The following is a 17,802-nucleotide window of genomic DNA, read 5'->3' on the forward strand; positions in this document are numbered from 1 at the left end:
CTTTTTGTTTGAGTGTTAGTGATACTACTAGAAATAGTTTTTTAAACTTTCAGCAATAGCATCTGTTACTTTTTCTTGATAATAAGGTGAAACGATGAGCTGTCCTTCTGTCGGGTTGCTCAAATATCCAAGTTCTAATAAAACAGACGGTCGGTTATTTTCACGAAGAACATGAAAATCGCCAAAGCGTATTCCACGTTGTTTCACATGGTGAATCGTTGTTAACTGTGAATAAATCGATGCGGCGAGAGGATGATCCCGCTTGTTGTCATAATAGTAAATGGTGATTCCGTTTACAGTTGTATCACGTGAACTGTCGTAATGAATGCTAATAAAAACATCGGCTTCATATTTGGAAGCTATTTTCACACGGTTTGGCAAGGAAATGAATAAGTCGTCATTTCTTGTTAAAATGACGTTTGCCCCAGCTTGTTTCAGTTTTTGCTGTAGCAATTTCGCGGTTTGCAGCGTTAATACTTTTTCTAGAGTGCCGTTTTTGCCAATTGTGCCGCTGTCTTTTCCGCCATGTCCGGCATCGAGTACAATCGTTTTATTTTTGATCGTGCCGCTCTTTTTGTTCACTGTGGAAACCACCCACTCTGCGATATAGCCGGTTCTTTGATCGGTAAGTTCGATATAATACCAGCTTCCTTCTTTACGAATGACGCGATACGTTTCACCGCGATTCGCTGTTGCGGCGATATGGGCATCCAGCGATGGACTTATCCGAATGTTTGTCTTGGGATGAAGAATTTGAATGTATGAATTTGTAGGCTCTAAAGCAATACGGTTTTGCAGTGAAACATATGTGCTGGATATCCATCCAGTCTGTTGATTTTCAAGAACGATTTTCAGCCAATTGCCTTGTTGCCCGACGATATTTATATGATCACCATCATTCAGTTTTTGAATAATCGTTCCTTTTTCTGAAGGTTCATCACGTACATTCAACCGATTCGTTGTAACGATGCCAATCAGCTGTTTTTCTAGCGAAGTTTGTGGAGAAAGATAATTGGCAGAAACCCAGCCTGATAGACTAGATGAGTGAATTTTCGCCCAGTCTTTTGTTTTTTGATGCACCTCTACCGTCTGTCCTTGCTTTAAATAACCGATAACGTCATATTTTGTTCCTGGACCTGTGCGAACCCGAAGATGATCAACAGCTGAGATGGCTGTTTGGATTGTGTTTGCTGCTTCGCTTGCATATTGTAAGGAAATCCATCCTGTTTCTTTCGCGTTTAGCCGAAGTTGAATCCAATCGTTTTTCTGTTCGATGACTGTATATGTTTCTCCTTTATTTACGCGTTTTATTACTCTGTAATGAAGTCCTGGACCTTCGCGCACATTGAGATGATTAACGGTGATGGTGGCCGTTTTTGTCTCCGCCCCCACACTAGATACATGGATGGAGAAGAGAAGGAAAATAGCGAGCAAAACGTATGTACCCTTTTTTATATCCTTCACTGCTAAAAGAGAAGCCTCCTTTCTTGTCAATGAAAGCCAAGCCGGAAATTAAGCTCGTTTTTAAATTCGTTAAAAGTTAAAAAAATCCTTTTATTTTTGCAAATAACGGGAAAGATAAGTAGTGAGTTTTTTCAAGCAAGAAAGGGTGAGACGCAGTGAGAAACAGCGCAAAAGGGGAGTTTGCACAGGCACGAACGAGTGATTTGTTTCATATTGATTTTCATGAATTTATGAAACGGGAGGCGGATTTAGCTGCATTTGAACTTGCTTCAGAGTTTGGTTTAACTTTAAGAGAAGTCCGAAAGTTAAAAAAACAATTATATCGTTCTTAAATGTTGCTGCAATTCTTGACAAAATGCGAGTTCATTCGTAAGATAAAAGAAAAATTCTTACATACAAAACCGATGATGGAGAAGAGTAGTTAAGAATACACATGAACAGAGAGGAAATGCCTTAGGCTGAAAGCATTTCTGCATGATGACTTAACGAACAAACACTCCGTAGGTTTCTCTTTGAACGAGAGTAGTCTAGTAGAAGAGAACGCATTCCGAGCGTTAACGGATGAAGTGGAAGCACATGCGGCTTCAATTAGGGTGGCACCACGGGAAAATTCGCTCTCGTCCCTATGTTTCATAGGGGTGGGAGTTTTTTGCTTTTACATTACATAAAAATGTAGAAACTTAGGAGGTTGAAGCATGGCGTTTCAAATTCCGAGAGGAACACAAGATATTCTGCCGGGTGAAGCAGAAAAGTGGCAGTATATCGAGCAAATGGCGCGAGACATTTGTCGGCGTTACAACTATAAAGAAATTCGCACACCGATTTTTGAACATACGGAGTTGTTTTTGCGCGGTGTTGGCGATACGACAGATATTGTCCAAAAAGAGATGTATACATTTGAAGACCGCGGCGGTAGAAGTATAACACTCCGTCCTGAAGGAACGGCTTCGGTTGTCCGTTCATTTGTTGAAAATAAAATGTATGGAGATCCGAACCAGCCAATTAAACTATATTATGTTGGACCAATGTTTCGTTATGAACGTCCACAGGCAGGAAGATTCCGTCAGTTCGTTCAGTTTGGTGTAGAGGCGCTCGGAAGCAACGATCCAGCGATTGATGCGGAAGTAATTGCCTTAGCGATGGAAATCTATCAAGCATTAGGATTGAAGAAATTAAAGCTTGTCATTAATAGTTTGGGAGATAAGGAAAGCAGAATCGCCCATCGTGAAGCGCTTGTTAATCATTTTAAAGGACGCATTCACGAATTTTGTGAAGACTGTCAAACACGATTAGAAAAAAATCCGTTGCGCATTTTAGATTGCAAAAAAGACCGTGACCATGAGTTGATGGCAACAGCGCCTTCTATCATTGACTATTTAAATGATGAATCACGTCATTATTTTGATAAGGTTCAAATGTACTTAACAAAGTTAGGAGTAGAGTTTGAAGTAGATCCTCGCCTCGTCCGCGGACTTGATTATTATAATCATACTGCTTTTGAAATTATGAGCAATGCGGAAGGATTTGGCGCAATTACGACATTGTGCGGCGGTGGCCGTTATAATGGACTAGTTCAGGAAATCGGTGGGCCAGAAACGCCGGGAATCGGTTTTGCTTTGAGTATTGAACGATTATTAGCAGCGCTCGAAGCAGAAGGCATCACGCTTCCAGTAGCTCAAGGGATTGATTGTTACGTGGTTGCGTTGGGTGAAAAAGCGAAAGATGAATCGGTTGTGATCGTGGACAAGTTACGAAAAGCAGGTATTGCAGCAGAGAAAGACTATCAGGACCGCAAAGTAAAAGCACAATTTAAAGCCGCTGATCGTTTGCAAGCAAAATATGTAGCCATTATTGGAGATGAAGAGTTAGAAAAGAACGTCATAAACGTAAAAGATATGGCTACGGGCGAACAAGTGGAAGTGTCACTCGATTCATTTACCGAATATTTGCGCGAGAAATTGGTGTAAGGAGGAAGAAACATGTTTGGAAGAACGCACTATTGCGGTGAAGTGACGGAACAAGCAATTGGTGAGAAAGTAAGTCTAAAAGGATGGGTGCAGAAGCGGCGTGATCTTGGTGGACTCATTTTTATCGATCTTCGTGACCGCACTGGTATTGTTCAAGTAGTATTTAGTCCGGAAGTATCCGAGGAAGCGTTAAAAGTAGCAGAGACTGTGCGTGGAGAGTATGTTCTTGATATAGAGGGAATTGTTGTTGCCCGTGAAGAAGGAACCATTAATCCCAATCTTCCTACAGGTAAGATCGAAGTTCAAGCTGAACGTGTAACGATTATTAACGAGGCGAAAACACCGCCGTTTGTGATTGATGATCGAACAGATGTATCGGAAGATGTGCGCCTTAAATATCGCTATTTAGACTTGCGCCGTCCTGTTATGTTTAACACGTTTAAAATGAGACATCAAGTAACAAAAGCCATCCGTGATTTTCTCGATGAAGAAGGATTTTTAGAAGTAGAAACACCGATTTTAACAAAAAGTACTCCAGAAGGTGCGCGTGACTATTTAGTGCCAAGCCGTGTTCATCCTGGTGAATTTTATGCGCTGCCGCAATCGCCGCAAATTTTTAAACAATTATTAATGGTTGCCGGCTTTGAACGTTACTATCAAATTGCGCGCTGCTTCCGTGACGAAGACTTGCGTGCTGACCGCCAGCCGGAGTTTACACAAGTCGATATTGAGACATCTTTTATGAGCCAAGAGGACATTATGGCGATGGTGGAACGAATGATGGCACGTGTCATGAAAGTGGCAAAGGGAATTGATTTGCCAATTCCGTTCCCAAGAATGTCTTATGATGAAGCAATGAGCCGATATGGTTCTGACAAGCCAGATACTCGCTTTGCGATGGAACTTGTCGATTTATCCGAACAAGTAAAAGGTTGCGGCTTTAAAGTATTTGCGAGCGCAGTTGAAAACGGGGGACAAGTAAAGGCGATTAATGTGAAAGGAGCCGCAGATAAATATTCCCGTAAAGATATTGACGGTTTAACAGAATTTGTTTCCCGTTACGGTGCAAAAGGACTTGCGTGGTTAAAGGTGGAAGAGGACGGCTTAAAAGGTCCGATCGCGAAATTCTTTACTGAAGAAGAGCAAAAAGGCTTTAAGCAAGCGTTAGATGCAGAAACAGGAGATTTATTGTTGTTTGTTGCTGATAAGAAAAGCGTTGTTGCGGACTCTCTCGGTGCATTGCGCTTAAAGCTTGGCAAAGATCTAAAGTTAATTGATGAGACAAAGTTCAACTTCTTGTGGGTGACTGACTGGCCGTTGTTAGAGTATGATGAAGAAGAAGGTCGTTATTATGCAGCGCATCACCCATTTACAATGCCTGTACGCGAAGATTTACCGCTGTTAGAAACAGAACCAGACAAAGTACGTGCGCAAGCATATGACCTTGTTTTAAATGGATATGAACTTGGCGGCGGTTCATTGCGTATTTTTGAACGCGCTGTTCAGGTGAAAATGTTTGAGGCGCTTGGATTTACGGAAGAAGAAGCACGTGCGCAATTCGGCTTTTTATTAGAAGCGTTTGAATATGGAACACCGCCACATGGTGGCATCGCCTTAGGACTTGACCGTCTTGTTATGCTGCTTGCTGGCCGCTCAAACCTTCGTGATACGATTGCTTTCCCTAAAACAGCAAGCGCAAGCTGCTTGTTAACAGAAGCACCAAGTGCGGTTGACGAAGCGCAGCTTCAGGAGTTGCATTTATCGTTAAATTTGGAAAAAAATGAATAAAACCCTCATATCTCTTGCTTGAAATCGCTTTCCATTTATGTTATGATACAGTCACAACATGAGTCCTGATGTGTTCGTCGTATAACCTGTTGTTTTGACCGAACAATAAGTTATACGGGAGCCCGGGGTTTTCAAGCGGCGTACATGCCTCTGGCAGTGAGGACGTGCAAACCTTGAAACAGGGCACCCACCTGCCGTGAGCGGGTTCAAAACGAAGGCATCGCGACGGCACGATTGGGACTTACATAAAGAACGATTCCCCTATGTAAAGCTACGCTTTGCATAGGGTTTTTTGTTATAGAAGTGACAAAAAAATCCGATTGAAATACTTATATTTATCGTGTAGTATAATATCGACTTTAAAAATGTTGAGGATTATAACGGAGGGTGCAGATGTTACACCAATTTTCTCGCAACGAACTAGCCATTGGTAAGGAAGGTTTAGAAAAACTTAAAAATACGACAGTAGCTGTATTAGGAATTGGCGGAGTCGGTTCATTTGCTGTTGAAGCATTGGCACGCTCAGGTGTCGGCCGATTAGTATTAGTTGACAAAGATGATGTCGATATTACGAATATTAACCGCCAGATTCATGCGCTTCTTTCTACGGTGGGCCGTCCGAAAGTCGATTTAATGAAAGAACGTATTGCTGATATTAACCCTGAGTGTGAAGTGATTGCTCTAAAAATGTTCTATACGGAAGAAACATATGAACAATTTTTCAGTTATGGTTTGGATTTTGTTATCGATGCGTCTGACACGATTACGTATAAAATTCATTTAATGAAAGAATGTTTAAAACGAGATATTCCAATTATTTCGAGTATGGGAGCAGCCAATAAAATGGATCCTACTCGCTTCCGTATTGCTGATATTTCGAAAACGCACACAGATCCAATCGCGAAAGTTATCCGCACAAGATTACGTAAAGAAGGGATTCATAAAGGCATTCCTGTTGTTTTCTCTGATGAAAAGCCAATTATTATTCGTGAGGATGTGCGTAAGGAAGTGGGAAATGATCAAGCGACAATTCGGAAAGCAAAGATGCCGCCGTCTTCCAATGCCTTTGTTCCATCCGTTGCAGGGCTTATTATGGCTTCCTATGTGGTAAGAGAAGTATTAAAGGATGTTAAAATTCATCGCGTTGGTGAGGAGTAAAAAAATCGCGAAGCATTTTGCTTCGCGATTTTTTATTATTGTGTCGCAACATGTTCTAAATTCCCATTTTTGTCCATACGGAATATATGGGCCGATTGTTGTGTTTCGATTTCTTCCATCAACACCATTTTGCGGGCTCGCTCCATAATTTTGATGAGCGCTTGATAATCTTCTTGAATCATCTCTTGTTGTTCCATCAAATCAGTTAGCTTTTTCTCTAATTCTTTATTTCGCTGTTGTAATTCCTCATTTTGCTTTTTGAGTCGATTGTTTTCTTCTCTAAGTTTTTGAGATTGAATATCTGTTTGATTTAACGATTGTAAAAAAGCAATACATTGCTCGAGTGTAATCGCATTTGGAGCAGGAAGAAGACAAGATGAAATAAGTTGTGACGAATGTTGTTCTGTTCGCTGAAGCTTCTTCGCGGCGCTTTCTAATGCTCTTTTTCGCTCTTTTCTCTGTTTCTTTGCCAGTTCAATTGCTTCCACATATCTCTTTCTTACTTCTGCGTTCCAGCGAAAGCCGCAAGCCGCTGCGGTTCTATTAAGCTTATCTCCTACTTCCTCGAAAGCAGCTAGCTGAGTGCCACCTTCACGAATGTAGCGCAACACCGTCTCTGCTAACAGTAAATCATCTTCATGCGTCCATGCATCTTGCCGTGTTTTCATTATGTCACCCCTGTGCACGTCATTTCATAGAGTTTCTAATAGGTTTTCCACACTACATAAATTTTAAACATTCTCTGTTTTTATAAAAATGAATGAATCATCCAATTGACATTATTTGGTGTAATAGTGTACTATCTAACTAGAACACTAATTCACTAATATTGTTTGGGGGCTACGAAATGAATCAATGGAAAGGTCTGTTAAGAAAAGAATTTCATATTTCTAAAACTGGAATTTTAGTTAGTATCGCATTAGTAATTGCTGGCCATCTAATTGCCTATATATTTTCTCTGAAATACAACGATCCGCAAATTATGTTCGTACCATCGATTGTGATCGTTGCTTTGCATATTTTTTATTTAACCGTTTTTATGTATTTAAGTTTGCAAACAGAGGCAAAACATTTACATTTGTGGCTCCATACTTCTCATTCAGCGTTCAGTTTGCTGCTGGCGAAACTGTTAACAGGAATGGTAGGTTTTCTCTTCTCTTTCTCTGTTTCTGGAATGTTTGCGTACATCGGGTTATTAAAATTGCGCGGCGTATACTTTTCAGAAGAAACATGGGAGACAATGCTTGTATTAAAAAGCGGCTTATTGGTTGGCATTAACGTTGCCTTGCTTTCCATTTATTTAGCGATTTGGTTAGTGTTTTATTGGACGATTTACCAGCTGCTTAAACGATTTATGACAAGGTTCGGCGGGCTAGTCATTGTCATGATTAGCTTTTTCGTTACTGGGATGGGGAAATTGTTTCAAAAGACCGTGTTATATGAAAAGCTAACGAAGTGGGGCTATTTTGATATAGCTGTCGTTAGAAATATCGCTTTAGAGAAAAAATACGTAATGATGGAAAAAGTGGGGCAAATTCCAATTGGGACATTTGTGTATTATAGCATTATAGCTATTGGATTATTTATTTTATCTGCCTGGTTGATTGATAGAAAAGTTGAGGTGTAGCCACAATGACAGAAGAATTTGACGCATCCAAACCGATATATATGCAGCTTGCAGAGAGGATTAATAAAAAAATTATTCGAAATGAACTTGGGCTTGGAGAGAAGCTTCCATCAGTAAGGGAAATGGCAGTGCAATCGGGGGTCAATCCCAATACGGTGCAACGAACTTATAGCGAACTTGAAAGGATGGGGATTGTGGAAACGCGGCGCGGTCAAGGAACGTTTGTAACGGAAAACAAAGAAGTTATAAAGCGTTTAAGGGAGCAGTTAAAGCAGGAAATTATGTCTGAATTTGTTCGGAATATGAAAGAGCTAGGGTTTACCATGGATGAGATTATTACCTCCTTAAAAGATATTAATCAGAAAGAGGGAGGAGTTTAACGATGATTGAACTGCAGAACGTAACGAAAAGGTACGGCAACCTTGTGGCACTAGAAAATGTTTCATTACAGTTAGAAAAAGGAAAAATCGTTGGAGTGTTGGGAGCTAACGGAAGCGGAAAATCTACGCTATTAAAATTAATTGCCGGTTTAGCTTTTCCGACAAAAGGAAAGGTGCTCGTTGATGGACAGGAGGTAACAAGAAACATAAGCCAGAAGGTAGCTTATTTATCAGAATTAGATGCTTACTATCATAACTTTACTGCTCGAGATATGATCCATTTTTACGCTTCACAGTTTATCGATTTTAATAAGGAAAAAGCGAATGAAATACTAGATTTTATGCAGTTAGACCCGAATAAAAAGCTTAAAACTTTATCGAAAGGAAGCCGCGGTCGTGTCAAAATTGCGTTAACTCTTGCGAGAGAAGTACCTGTTTTGCTTATGGATGAGCCATTATCCGGACTTGACCCTATGGTTCGAGAGTCGATTGTAAAGGGGCTTATCTCCTTTATCAATTTAGAAAAACAAATCGTGATCATAACAACACATGAGGTGAGCGAAATCGAATTTTTACTGGATGAGGTTATATTAATCCGCGACGGAAAGGTGATTGAACGAGCTTTGGTTGATCAATTAAGAGAAACGAATCATCAAAGCGTCGTCGATTGGCTGAAAAAAATGTATAAAGGGGAAGGGAAATAAATGAAACCTGTGTTACAAATTAAAAATTTACGGAAAGACATTGGAAAAAAAACGATTATTCACGATTTATCGCTGGATGTATTTGCTGGTGAAGTATTTGGATTTCTTGGGCCAAACGGAGCGGGAAAAACGACAACGATTCGTATGATTGTGGGGCTTATGGGAATTACGAGTGGCGAAGTGCTAATTAACGGGATCAGTATAAAAAAAGATTTTGCAAAAGCGATTCAACATGTTGGAGCTATTGTTGAGAATCCGGAGATGTATAAGTTTTTAACTGGATATCAAAACTTGCTTCATTATGCACGAATGGTAAAGGGAGTCACAAAAGAACGAATCAATGAGGTTGTTGAACTGGTTGGTTTAGAAAAGAGAATTCACGATAAAGTGAAGACATATTCGCTTGGAATGAGACAGCGGTTAGGTTTGGCACAAGCTTTGTTGCACAAACCTTCTCTACTTATTTTAGATGAACCGACTAATGGGCTTGATCCAGCTGGAATTCGTGAAATTCGCGACTATTTGCGTAAGTTAGCGAAACAGGAAGGATTAGCTGTTATTGTATCTAGCCATCTTTTATCAGAAATGGAAATGATGTGTGACCGATTTGCAATTATACAGCATGGAAGATTAGTAGGAATCGAATCCGTTCAAGATTTAGTCAATAGTTCCCAGAAAGTTTTGTTAAATGTGAACCCTGTTGAGGAGGCAGTAAGTATTATTAGGCAGATATATTCGAATGCGTTGCGACAAGTAACAAAACAAGGGATTGAGATTTCTGTTGAGCGTGAGCAAATCCCAGCGATTAATGCAGCTTTGGTCTCCAAAGGTGTAAAAGTATACGGTATTCAAACTGTCGCGAAGTCGTTAGAAGAAAGATTTTTAGAGATGACTGGAGGAAACGAAATTGCCTAGTTTTATTTCATTAATTCAAAACGAAAATATGAAAATTTATCGTCGGATGAGCACATGGGTGATGATTGGGTTGCTTGCATTGGCGACAATAGCAGGAGCATTGATGATCAAGGGAACGCATAAAGAAGAAGCAACAGGAGATTGGAAGAAACAAATTATAGCGGAGAATCAAACATTGAAGGCGCAGCTTTCGGAAGGGAATATGCCGAAAGCTTATAACAAACAATTAGAAAAACAATTGAGAATTAATGAATATCGTCTAGAGCATGAGTTAAAGCCGATTGCATCCAATTCATTTTGGGGATTTGTTGTCGAGTCATCGAACCTAATTGAGTTTATTACTTTATTTACGATTGTTATCGCAGCCGGAAGCGTTGCTAATGAGTTTTCATGGGGAACAATTAAACTGCTATTAATTCGCCCGGCAAGTCGCTCGAAAATTTTACTTTCAAAGTATGCCGCAACCATTTTATTTGCAGTGTGTATGTTATTATTTTTGTTAATATCTTCGTTTATAGTCAGTGCGGTCGTTTTTGGTGTGGAAAATGTTCGTGACCCGTATTTAGCTTATCAAGATGGAAGAGTTGTCGAAACAAGTATGATTCTTCATGTATTAAGCGTCTATGGACTCAACTCTGTCAATCTCGTGATGATGGTGACATTTGCTTTTATGATTTCAACTGTGTTTCGCAACAGCTCATTCGCGATAGGCTTGGCAATTTTCTTAATGTTTACTGGTTCGCAAATTACGATGCTTCTTGCTGCAAAATTTGAGTGGGCAAAATATTCATTGTTTGCGAATACAAATTTAATGCAATACATTGACGGAATACCGCCTGTTGAAGGAATGACGATGTCCTTTTCGATTATGATGCTTCTTGTTTATTTTGCAGCGTTTAACAGTTTAACGTGGTTAATCTTTAAAAAACGAGACATTGCTGCGTAATTGTAAGAAAGAATCTCAGCTTTGAACATAGAGCGCATTATTTATTGAAAATTTTTAATGATTCGTTTATATTGTTATAGTGATATGACTGATCAGTCAGTTTAGTAAACTACCGAACGGTCGTAATGTAGTCTTTAGGAAAGGAAGGAAACTATGAACTTCTTAACAAGGTTTAGCTTAAAAAATGCGGTAGCCGTGTTTATTATTTCTTTTCTACTTATTCTCGGAGGATTGTACTCTTTTTCTTCCTTGAAGGTAGACTTATTGCCGAATATTGAATATCCGCAGCTATCCGTTGAAGTGGTTTATCCTGGTGCATCCCCAGAAGATATTAACGAACAGGTTACTTCTAAACTAGAAGAAAAATTCAAGTCGATTGAGGGCATGAAAAAAATGCAAAGCTCCTCCTTTGAGAGCATTGCGATTATTAATCTTGAATTTCCGTTTGACACAGATATGGATGAAGTCGAACGACAAGTCGACTCATTTATTGAAGACGCGAAATTACCAGAAAATGTACAAACAAACATTAACCGTTTTTCATTCGGGACGTTTCCAATCTTCAACATCTCCTTGTTCGCTAAAGAAGGTGTTGATTTAGAAAAACTAATAGAGCAAAATGTCATTCCGGAGTTAAATAAAATTGATGGCATTAACTCTGTATCTGTTGGTGGCACAAAAGAAGAAATTGTGCAGATTACAGTCGATAAAGATAAAGCTCTACAAGCGGGATTAAGTTTATCACAAATTAAGGATCAGATTAATGAAAAGTTTTTATCGTTTCCAGCGGGAAATGTAAATACAGAAACGCTGCAAATTCCTGTACGTGTTCAAGAAAAGCTTAAAACAGTAAAAGAATTGGAGAACTTACCGTTATCTTCGCCGCTTACACAAACAGTTCAAGGTACATCACAAGGCTTTCCAGGCGGTCAAAATGCTCCGGGAGCACAAGCGCAAGCATCAAGTACGCCATTGACGCTAAAGGATATTGCAAAAATTGAAACCGTTACTGAACAACCAGAAATTACACGTTATAACTTAAATGAATCTCTTTCTATGGCCATTACGAAAAAGCAAGATGCCAATACTGTCGAGGTAGCGGAAAAAGTTATTAAAGTGTTAGATTCTTATAAAGATGAGTTTGATTATGCTATCGGTTTTGATTCTGCTGAGGGAATTAAACAATCGATTGAAACGTTAGTTCGTGAAGGATTGCTCGGAGCGTTATTCGCATCTGTAGCGGTGTTAGTATTTTTACGAAATGTCCGTGCTACAGTTATTGCGATTGTTTCGATCCCATTATCATTGTTGGTTGCTTCGATTTTCCTGCAAAGAATGGATATTTCCCTAAACATTATGACACTTGGGGGAATGGCGGTTGCTGTTGGCCGCGTTGTTGACGATAGTATTGTTGTTATCGAAAACATTTTCCGCCGCGTCCGCAGATCAAAACAAGGAATCACAGATGAGCTCGTGGAAGATTCTACAAAAGAAATTTTAAAGGCGATTACATCTTCAACGATAACAACAATTGTCGTTTTCTTGCCGCTCGGATTTGTTGGCGGAATTACCGGTGAATTCTTCTTGCCGTTTGCCTTAACGATTGTCTTTGCATTATTAATGTCATTAATTGTTGCTGTTACGATTGTGCCAATTTTGGCGAAATTCTCGTTTAAAAAAGTTCCGCCTGAAGAAAAGGAAGGCGCATTGCAACGCATTTATGCGCGTGCAATTGAATGGTCATTAAATCATAAAATTTTAATTTTAGCTTTATCTGTCGTGCTGCTTATTGGATCATTCGCGATTGTTCCAGCTTTAGGCTTTACATTTATTCCAAATGAGGAACAAAAAACATTAGTGGCAAGTATTGAACTGCCTTCGTCTACATCGCTTGAAAAAACGAATAATGTTTCATTAAAAATCGAAAAAATGTTTGATAAGCAAAAAGAAATTAAAGAAGTCACAGCCGGAATCGGCAGCCGTGATTTCCGCACGGGATTAAAGCGGCAAAACCAAGCGAACTACTTTATTATTCTTAAAGATGGTGTAGATGCTGCAAAATTTATTAAAAAACTTGAGAAAAACATGCAGGATATTGCTGATGAAGAAGCCCCAGGTACAAAACTTGGAGTGCAAGAATTGGATGCGGGAGGACCTCCTTCCAATAATAACGTGAATATCGATCTGTACTCGAATGATTTAGCAGCCCTGCAAAAAGCAGCGAAAGATGTTGAAAATTACTTAAATTCACGTAAAGATTTAAAATATGTAACGAATAATTTCTCAGACAAACAAAAACAAATCGTCGTTGATATCGATGCAGAAAAGGCAGCAGAGTACGGTGTTTCCGGCTTCCAAATTCTCGGAACGATTACCGACCAAACAAAACCGGTTGAAGTTGGAACACTAAAGCTTGACGACGTTAATCGTACGGTCCAACTTTCCTATGATAAAGATATTGATTCGGTTGAAGCGTTAAAGGATACGGTCATTTTCACAAAACGGGGGCTTGTTCCTGTAACAGAGTTGGCTAAAGTTGAAGAAGTTGAAACGTATACAGCCATTCAGAAATTAGATGGGAAAGTATTTGCTCGAGTTTCCGCGCAAATCGTCGGCGATAATATTCAAAAAGTCACACAAGAAGTGATTGATGGAGTGAAAAAAGAAGTTGATTTGCCGAAAGAAGTTTCTTTTGAAGGTGGCGGCGGCAGCGACGAGACGGTTGAAACATTTAAGCAGTTAGGTTTAGCGATGGTTGTTGCCATCGGTCTTGTATACATCACGATGTTAATTACGTTTGGAAAAGCACGTATTCCATTTATTATTCTTTCATCGCTTATTTTCGTACCGATTGGTTCGCTACTTGGCTTGTACATTGCCGATGAACCGATGTCCATCAGCGTCATGATCGGCTTGCTGATGCTTATAGGTATTGTTACAACAAACGCGATTGTACTTGTGGACCGTATCGGACAAAACCGTGAACAAAAAGGAATGGCCATTCGTGACTCGCTCATTGAAGCTGGTAAGACGAGATTGCGCCCAATTTTAATGACGGCATTCGCTACGATTACTGCGTTAATTCCGCTTGCGTTAACGAAATCTTCTGGAACATTAATTTCTAAAGGCTTAGCAATCACAGTAATCGGCGGTTTAACATCATCTACATTGTTAACGTTAATTATTATTCCGGTTATGTATGAAATCTTCTTTATGCGTCAAGTGAAGGCAGAAAAAACAAATAAATAATAATGCGTAATTATAAAGGGGGACGCTGTAGCCAAGCGTCCTTTTTTCGTTATTTATACAGAACTTTCTCTTTAATGAGAAGCAAAGAAAGCGCTATAATAATACAAAGAATGCATTAATAAGGAAGGAAGGAAACATTGAGCAGAAGAGACCAAATTATTGCAGCAGCAATGAGGTTGTTTGCCCAAAAAGGATATCATGCGACTTCTATGCAAGAAATTGCTGAAAATAGCGGGTTAGCTAAAGGTTCTTTATATAACTACTTTAAATCAAAAGACGAGATTGCGATGTCGATTTTTAGCTATTATTACGATTTGTTGTTTGACAAAATCTCGCAAGTAGCAGAAGATGACACGTTATCTTCAAAGGAAAAGTTTATGAAACAGCTTGAAGTGCAAATTCGCGAATTTGATCACCATAAAGATTTTATTCGCATGCAAATGACAGAACAAGTGGTGAAAGTGAATGATGATGTTCATAAACTTGTCTTTCGCATTCGTGCCGAAACACTGAATTGGTACCGCAACGCCATTATTGACATTTACGGAGAATCGGTAAAAAACTTTGCTTTAGACCTTGCTACCATGTTAAATGGAATGTTGAAAGAATATTTGTTTTACATTGCCATTGATAAAAAAGAAATTCGTTTGGATAAGCTCGCACCATTTTTGATCAAGCGGCTAGATGCTATGATACAAAGCTTAACAGACAAAGAAACTCCGCTGCTTACAGACGAAGTGATGAAAGACTACATCGATATCGGAAAAATAAGCAAGGAGAAGGTTAGGAAACAAATCATTAGACACATTGATGAAATGATTGAAAGATTAGAAGATGAAAGCGACAAAAACCATGTTGTAAGTAGTGATGTCATTCATTCATTAAATACTTTAAAGCAGGAATTTTCCAGAAATGATCAAGAGGTGCGAAAATTTATTGTGGAAGCATTATTACTCTACCTGCAAAATTTACAACGTATCGATTTAACTTGTTTTGTTAAAGAGCTGAAAGCCAAAATGGATGTTTATTTTACTAACTAAGAAGTTCTCTGGTGTCAGAGAGCTTTTGCTTTTTCAGTGATAAAAAAGGAGAGATACGATTTATGTTGTTTGCAAAAGAACCTTTATCCGTACGAATGAGACCGCGAAATATTGATGAAATAGTTGGTCAACAGCATATCATTGGTCCCCATACATCTTTATATCGAATGATTAAAAATGGCCATGTGCCATCGATGTTATTGTACGGCGAACCAGGGATTGGAAAAACATCGCTCGCTTATGCAATTGCCGGAACTGTTGAACGGGAATTTTATGCGATTAACGCTACCATTTCAGGAAAAAAAGAAATGGAAGAAATTGTTACTCAGGCGGAAATGTTCGGAAATGTCATTTTGTTTATCGACGAAATTCATCGATTTAATAAAGCGCAGCAAGATTATTTATTACCGAACGTGGAAAAAGGTTTAATTACTTTAATTGGGGCAACGACAGAAAATCCTTTTCATGAAGTAAACCCGGCGATTAGAAGTCGCTGCGGACAAATTAAACAATTAAAAAGATTAACGAAAGATGACATTATTATCCTTTTAAAGAGAGCGTTAACGGACAAGGAAAGGGGACTCGGGGATATTCCTATTGAAATTGATGAGCGCTTATTGGAAATCATCGCTTTATCGACAAACGGGGATGCACGTTCTGCTTTAAATGTTTTAGAAGATGTTGTTTATGCCTCGGAGAAAAGAGACGGCTTTATTTATGTTGATGAAAAAACGGTGCTTGAGTGTGTGGAAGGCAAAGGATTTCATCATGATAAAAGCGGGGATGTGTATTATTCGCTTTTATCGGCTTTTCAAAAAAGCATCCGCGGTAGCGATGTCGATGCGGCGCTTTATTATTTGGCAAGACTTCTTGAAGGAGGAGACTTATCGGCAATCTGCCGCCGTTTAGCCGTTATTGCTTATGAGGATATTGGTCTTGCGAATCCGATGATGGGAGTAAAAGTAATGGCAGCGATTGAAGCGGTAGAACGTCTTGGGCTGCCTGAAGCAAGAATTCCGCTTTCTGTCGTGACTATTGAATTATGTCTTTCCGCTAAGTCGAATTCTGCTTATAAAGCATTAGATAAAGCGATTGATGATGTGCGAAGCGGAAAGATGGGTGATATTCCAGACCATTTAAAAGATGCTCATTATCAAGGTGCAAAAATTTTAGGTCATGGGAAAGGATATAAATATCCGCATGATTATCCGAACGGTTGGGTATATCAACAATATTTGCCGGATGAGTTGTTAGGGGTGCAGTATTATGTGCCGAAAGAGAGCGGTGAAGAGAAATATTTGGCAAAAGTGCATGGACGTTTAGAAGAATTGAAGAGGCAAGGAAGTGAAAAATAAAGAGATGAAGTTTACTTAAAATGAAGTCGACAAAGATTTATGCTATAATGACATAGGTTTCTTATTGACAAAGTTGTTTTGTATTATATATGGAGTGTTTATATGACAGAAAATGAAACCTCTTATAAATCTACCCATCTTGTGATGCAGTGGGGAATATATTTTACTGGTTTGCTTGTCATGTGCTTTGGAATCGTGTTAACGATTAAAGCAAATTTGGGAAGCGCACCATGGGATGTATTGCATATCGGGCTGTATCGTCAATTTGGATTAACCATCGGGACGTGGTCGATTATTGTCGGTTTTGCTGTGTTAACCGCTACTGCACTTATTTCAAAGCGTTTCCCGCAAATAGGCGCATTTGCAAATATGGTATTTGTCGGCCTGTTTATTGATTTGTATATGCTGATTCCTTATATTCGCACACCTGATACGTTATGGTTAAAAATCATCATGTTCCTTTGTGGTATCGTCATCACAGGATATGGAATAGGGCTGTATATTTCGGCAAAAGTGGGTGCTGATCCCCGCGACAGTCTTATGCTTGCTTTAACGGAGTTAACAGGATGGAAAGTGCAGTATATTCGAATCGGCATAGAAGTGTTTGTCCTCTTTTTTGGCTGGCTCCTGGACGGACCGGTTGCGATCGGCACATTCATTTTCAGCGTTGCGATTGGCTCGGTCGTTGGTATTGCTTTGCCACAATGTCAATCTTTTGTTAACCGAATATTGATGAGACAAGTTCATATGAAAATGAACGGTTTAAGTAGGTAGGGGGAGTATCATGAAAATTTCAACAAAAGGCAGATATGGATTAACGATTATGATTGAACTAGCGAAAAAATATGGCGATCGCCCGATTTCATTAAAATCGATTGCCAAGACGCACGATTTATCTGAGCACTATTTAGAACAACTTGTTTCACCGTTACGAAATGCTGGACTTGTGAAAAGTATTCGCGGCGCTTATGGCGGTTATGTATTAGCGGATCATCCAGCCAAAATTACGGCAGGAGATGTGATTCGTGTTCTTGAAGGGCCGATTAGCCCGGTTGAAGAATTGGAAGAAGAAGAGCCAGCCAAACGCGAACTATGGATTCGCATTCGCGATGCGGTGCAAGAAGTATTAGATAGCACGACACTTGAAGATTTAGCCAAATATAGTGACGGTGATGAGGAAGCGTATATGTTTTATATTTAATTAATCGA

General features: G+C 39.3%; 16 protein-coding genes, 1 other RNA gene and 1 other annotated feature. Of the genes, 15 read left to right on the forward strand and 2 right to left on the reverse strand.

Annotation, left to right across the window (positions count from 1 at the left end; all coding sequences use genetic code 11):
- Nucleotides 1-27 precede the first annotated feature (27 nt).
- The gene (locus tag HNQ85_RS00090) at nucleotides 28-1,464 is read right to left on the reverse strand and encodes an N-acetylmuramoyl-L-alanine amidase (RefSeq protein ID WP_181535029.1); all 1,437 of its coding nucleotides are present in this window, start codon (nucleotides 1,462-1,464) and stop codon (nucleotides 28-30) included.
- A 155-nt stretch (nucleotides 1,465-1,619) separates the two neighbouring features.
- Between HNQ85_RS00090 and HNQ85_RS00095 the strand changes: the two genes are divergently transcribed.
- The 5 genes from HNQ85_RS00095 to HNQ85_RS00115 all read left to right on the forward strand — a co-directional run bounded on the left by HNQ85_RS00095 (nucleotide 1,620) and on the right by HNQ85_RS00115 (nucleotide 6,377).
- Entirely contained in the window at nucleotides 1,620-1,796 is a 177-nt protein-coding gene (locus HNQ85_RS00095) for a hypothetical protein (protein ID WP_181535031.1), read from the forward strand.
- A 63-nt stretch (nucleotides 1,797-1,859) separates the two neighbouring features.
- Nucleotides 1,860-2,092, forward strand: a binding site (T-box leader).
- Nucleotides 2,093-2,159: 67 nt separating this feature from the next.
- Nucleotides 2,160-3,431 carry a histidine--tRNA ligase gene (gene hisS, locus HNQ85_RS00100; protein ID WP_181535033.1) on the forward strand — a complete coding sequence of 424 codons (1,272 nt, stop codon included), beginning with the start codon at nucleotides 2,160-2,162 and terminating at the stop codon, nucleotides 3,429-3,431.
- Nucleotides 3,432-3,443: 12 nt separating this feature from the next.
- Nucleotides 3,444-5,219 carry an aspartate--tRNA ligase gene (gene aspS / locus HNQ85_RS00105; protein ID WP_181535035.1) on the forward strand — a complete coding sequence of 592 codons (1,776 nt, stop codon included), beginning with the start codon at nucleotides 3,444-3,446 and terminating at the stop codon, nucleotides 5,217-5,219.
- Between the two features lie 59 nt (nucleotides 5,220-5,278).
- Nucleotides 5,279-5,464, forward strand: a non-coding RNA gene (ssrS, locus tag HNQ85_RS00110) — 6S RNA.
- A 148-nt stretch (nucleotides 5,465-5,612) separates the two neighbouring features.
- Nucleotides 5,613-6,377, forward strand: coding sequence for a tRNA threonylcarbamoyladenosine dehydratase (locus HNQ85_RS00115; RefSeq protein WP_181535037.1), 765 nt, complete (start codon nucleotides 5,613-5,615; stop codon nucleotides 6,375-6,377).
- 35 nt (nucleotides 6,378-6,412) lie between these two features.
- Here HNQ85_RS00115 and HNQ85_RS00120 read toward each other — a convergent pair whose 3' ends face one another.
- Nucleotides 6,413-7,045 (reverse strand): RsfA family transcriptional regulator, encoded by a 633-nt coding sequence (locus tag HNQ85_RS00120; RefSeq protein WP_220129048.1) that lies wholly within the window; start codon nucleotides 7,043-7,045, stop codon nucleotides 6,413-6,415.
- 179 nt (nucleotides 7,046-7,224) lie between these two features.
- Here HNQ85_RS00120 and HNQ85_RS00125 point away from each other — a divergent pair, with 179 nt between their 5' ends.
- The 10 genes from HNQ85_RS00125 to cymR all read left to right on the forward strand — a co-directional run bounded on the left by HNQ85_RS00125 (nucleotide 7,225) and on the right by cymR (nucleotide 17,794).
- A complete protein-coding gene (locus HNQ85_RS00125; RefSeq protein WP_181535039.1) occupies nucleotides 7,225-8,004 on the forward strand; it encodes a hypothetical protein in 780 nt (259 codons plus the stop codon).
- A gap of 5 nt (nucleotides 8,005-8,009) precedes the next feature.
- Entirely contained in the window at nucleotides 8,010-8,384 is a 375-nt protein-coding gene (locus tag HNQ85_RS00130) for a GntR family transcriptional regulator (protein WP_181535041.1), read from the forward strand.
- 2 nt (nucleotides 8,385-8,386) lie between these two features.
- Nucleotides 8,387-9,088 (forward strand): ABC transporter ATP-binding protein, encoded by a 702-nt coding sequence (locus tag HNQ85_RS00135; RefSeq protein ID WP_181535043.1) that lies wholly within the window; start codon nucleotides 8,387-8,389, stop codon nucleotides 9,086-9,088.
- A complete protein-coding gene (locus HNQ85_RS00140) occupies nucleotides 9,089-10,003 on the forward strand; it encodes an ABC transporter ATP-binding protein (RefSeq protein WP_181535045.1) in 915 nt (304 codons plus the stop codon).
- Nucleotides 9,996-10,949 carry an ABC transporter permease gene (locus HNQ85_RS00145; protein ID WP_181535047.1) on the forward strand — a complete coding sequence of 318 codons (954 nt, stop codon included), beginning with the start codon at nucleotides 9,996-9,998 and terminating at the stop codon, nucleotides 10,947-10,949. The genes HNQ85_RS00140 and HNQ85_RS00145 overlap by 8 nt, the downstream gene beginning before the upstream one ends.
- A 153-nt stretch (nucleotides 10,950-11,102) precedes the next feature.
- Nucleotides 11,103-14,198, forward strand: coding sequence for an efflux RND transporter permease subunit (locus tag HNQ85_RS00150; RefSeq protein ID WP_181535049.1), 3,096 nt, complete (start codon nucleotides 11,103-11,105; stop codon nucleotides 14,196-14,198).
- A gap of 137 nt (nucleotides 14,199-14,335) precedes the next feature.
- Nucleotides 14,336-15,238, forward strand: a complete 903-nt coding sequence (locus HNQ85_RS00155; protein ID WP_181535051.1) for a TetR/AcrR family transcriptional regulator — start codon at nucleotides 14,336-14,338, stop codon at nucleotides 15,236-15,238.
- Between the two features lie 62 nt (nucleotides 15,239-15,300).
- Nucleotides 15,301-16,593: a replication-associated recombination protein A gene (locus tag HNQ85_RS00160; RefSeq protein ID WP_181535053.1), complete on the forward strand. Its 1,293-nt coding sequence runs from the start codon at nucleotides 15,301-15,303 to the stop codon at nucleotides 16,591-16,593.
- Nucleotides 16,594-16,695: 102 nt separating this feature from the next.
- Entirely contained in the window at nucleotides 16,696-17,367 is a 672-nt protein-coding gene (locus tag HNQ85_RS00165) for a YczE/YyaS/YitT family protein (RefSeq protein ID WP_181535055.1), read from the forward strand.
- A gap of 10 nt (nucleotides 17,368-17,377) precedes the next feature.
- On the forward strand, nucleotides 17,378-17,794 hold the full coding sequence (cymR, locus tag HNQ85_RS00170) for a cysteine metabolism transcriptional regulator CymR (RefSeq protein WP_181535057.1): 417 nt from the start codon (nucleotides 17,378-17,380) through the stop codon (nucleotides 17,792-17,794).
- Nucleotides 17,795-17,802 lie beyond the last annotated feature (8 nt).

This window comes from [Anoxybacillus] calidus, assembly GCF_013760845.1.
GTDB classification, from domain to species: domain Bacteria; phylum Bacillota; class Bacilli; order Bacillales; family Anoxybacillaceae; genus Paranoxybacillus; species Paranoxybacillus calidus.

Excerpts from the sequence above, each read along its gene's own strand:
- cymR (WP_181535057.1), top strand. The coding sequence starts at position 17,378 with ATGAAAATTTCAACAAAAGGCAGATATGGATTAACGATTATGATTGAA.
- HNQ85_RS00165 (WP_181535055.1), top strand. The coding sequence starts at position 16,696 with ATGACAGAAAATGAAACCTCTTATAAATCTACCCATCTTGTGATGCAG.
- HNQ85_RS00150 (WP_181535049.1), top strand. The coding sequence starts at position 11,103 with ATGAACTTCTTAACAAGGTTTAGCTTAAAAAATGCGGTAGCCGTGTTT.
- HNQ85_RS00135 (WP_181535043.1), top strand. The coding sequence starts at position 8,387 with ATGATTGAACTGCAGAACGTAACGAAAAGGTACGGCAACCTTGTGGCA.
- HNQ85_RS00160 (WP_181535053.1), top strand. The coding sequence starts at position 15,301 with ATGTTGTTTGCAAAAGAACCTTTATCCGTACGAATGAGACCGCGAAAT.
- HNQ85_RS00140 (WP_181535045.1), top strand. The coding sequence starts at position 9,089 with ATGAAACCTGTGTTACAAATTAAAAATTTACGGAAAGACATTGGAAAA.
- hisS (WP_181535033.1), top strand. The coding sequence starts at position 2,160 with ATGGCGTTTCAAATTCCGAGAGGAACACAAGATATTCTGCCGGGTGAA.
- HNQ85_RS00130 (WP_181535041.1), top strand. The coding sequence starts at position 8,010 with ATGACAGAAGAATTTGACGCATCCAAACCGATATATATGCAGCTTGCA.
- HNQ85_RS00115 (WP_181535037.1), top strand. The coding sequence starts at position 5,613 with ATGTTACACCAATTTTCTCGCAACGAACTAGCCATTGGTAAGGAAGGT.
- HNQ85_RS00120 (WP_220129048.1), bottom strand. The coding sequence starts at position 7,045 with ATGAAAACACGGCAAGATGCATGGACGCATGAAGATGATTTACTGTTA.
- HNQ85_RS00125 (WP_181535039.1), top strand. The coding sequence starts at position 7,225 with ATGAATCAATGGAAAGGTCTGTTAAGAAAAGAATTTCATATTTCTAAA.
- aspS (WP_181535035.1), top strand. The coding sequence starts at position 3,444 with ATGTTTGGAAGAACGCACTATTGCGGTGAAGTGACGGAACAAGCAATT.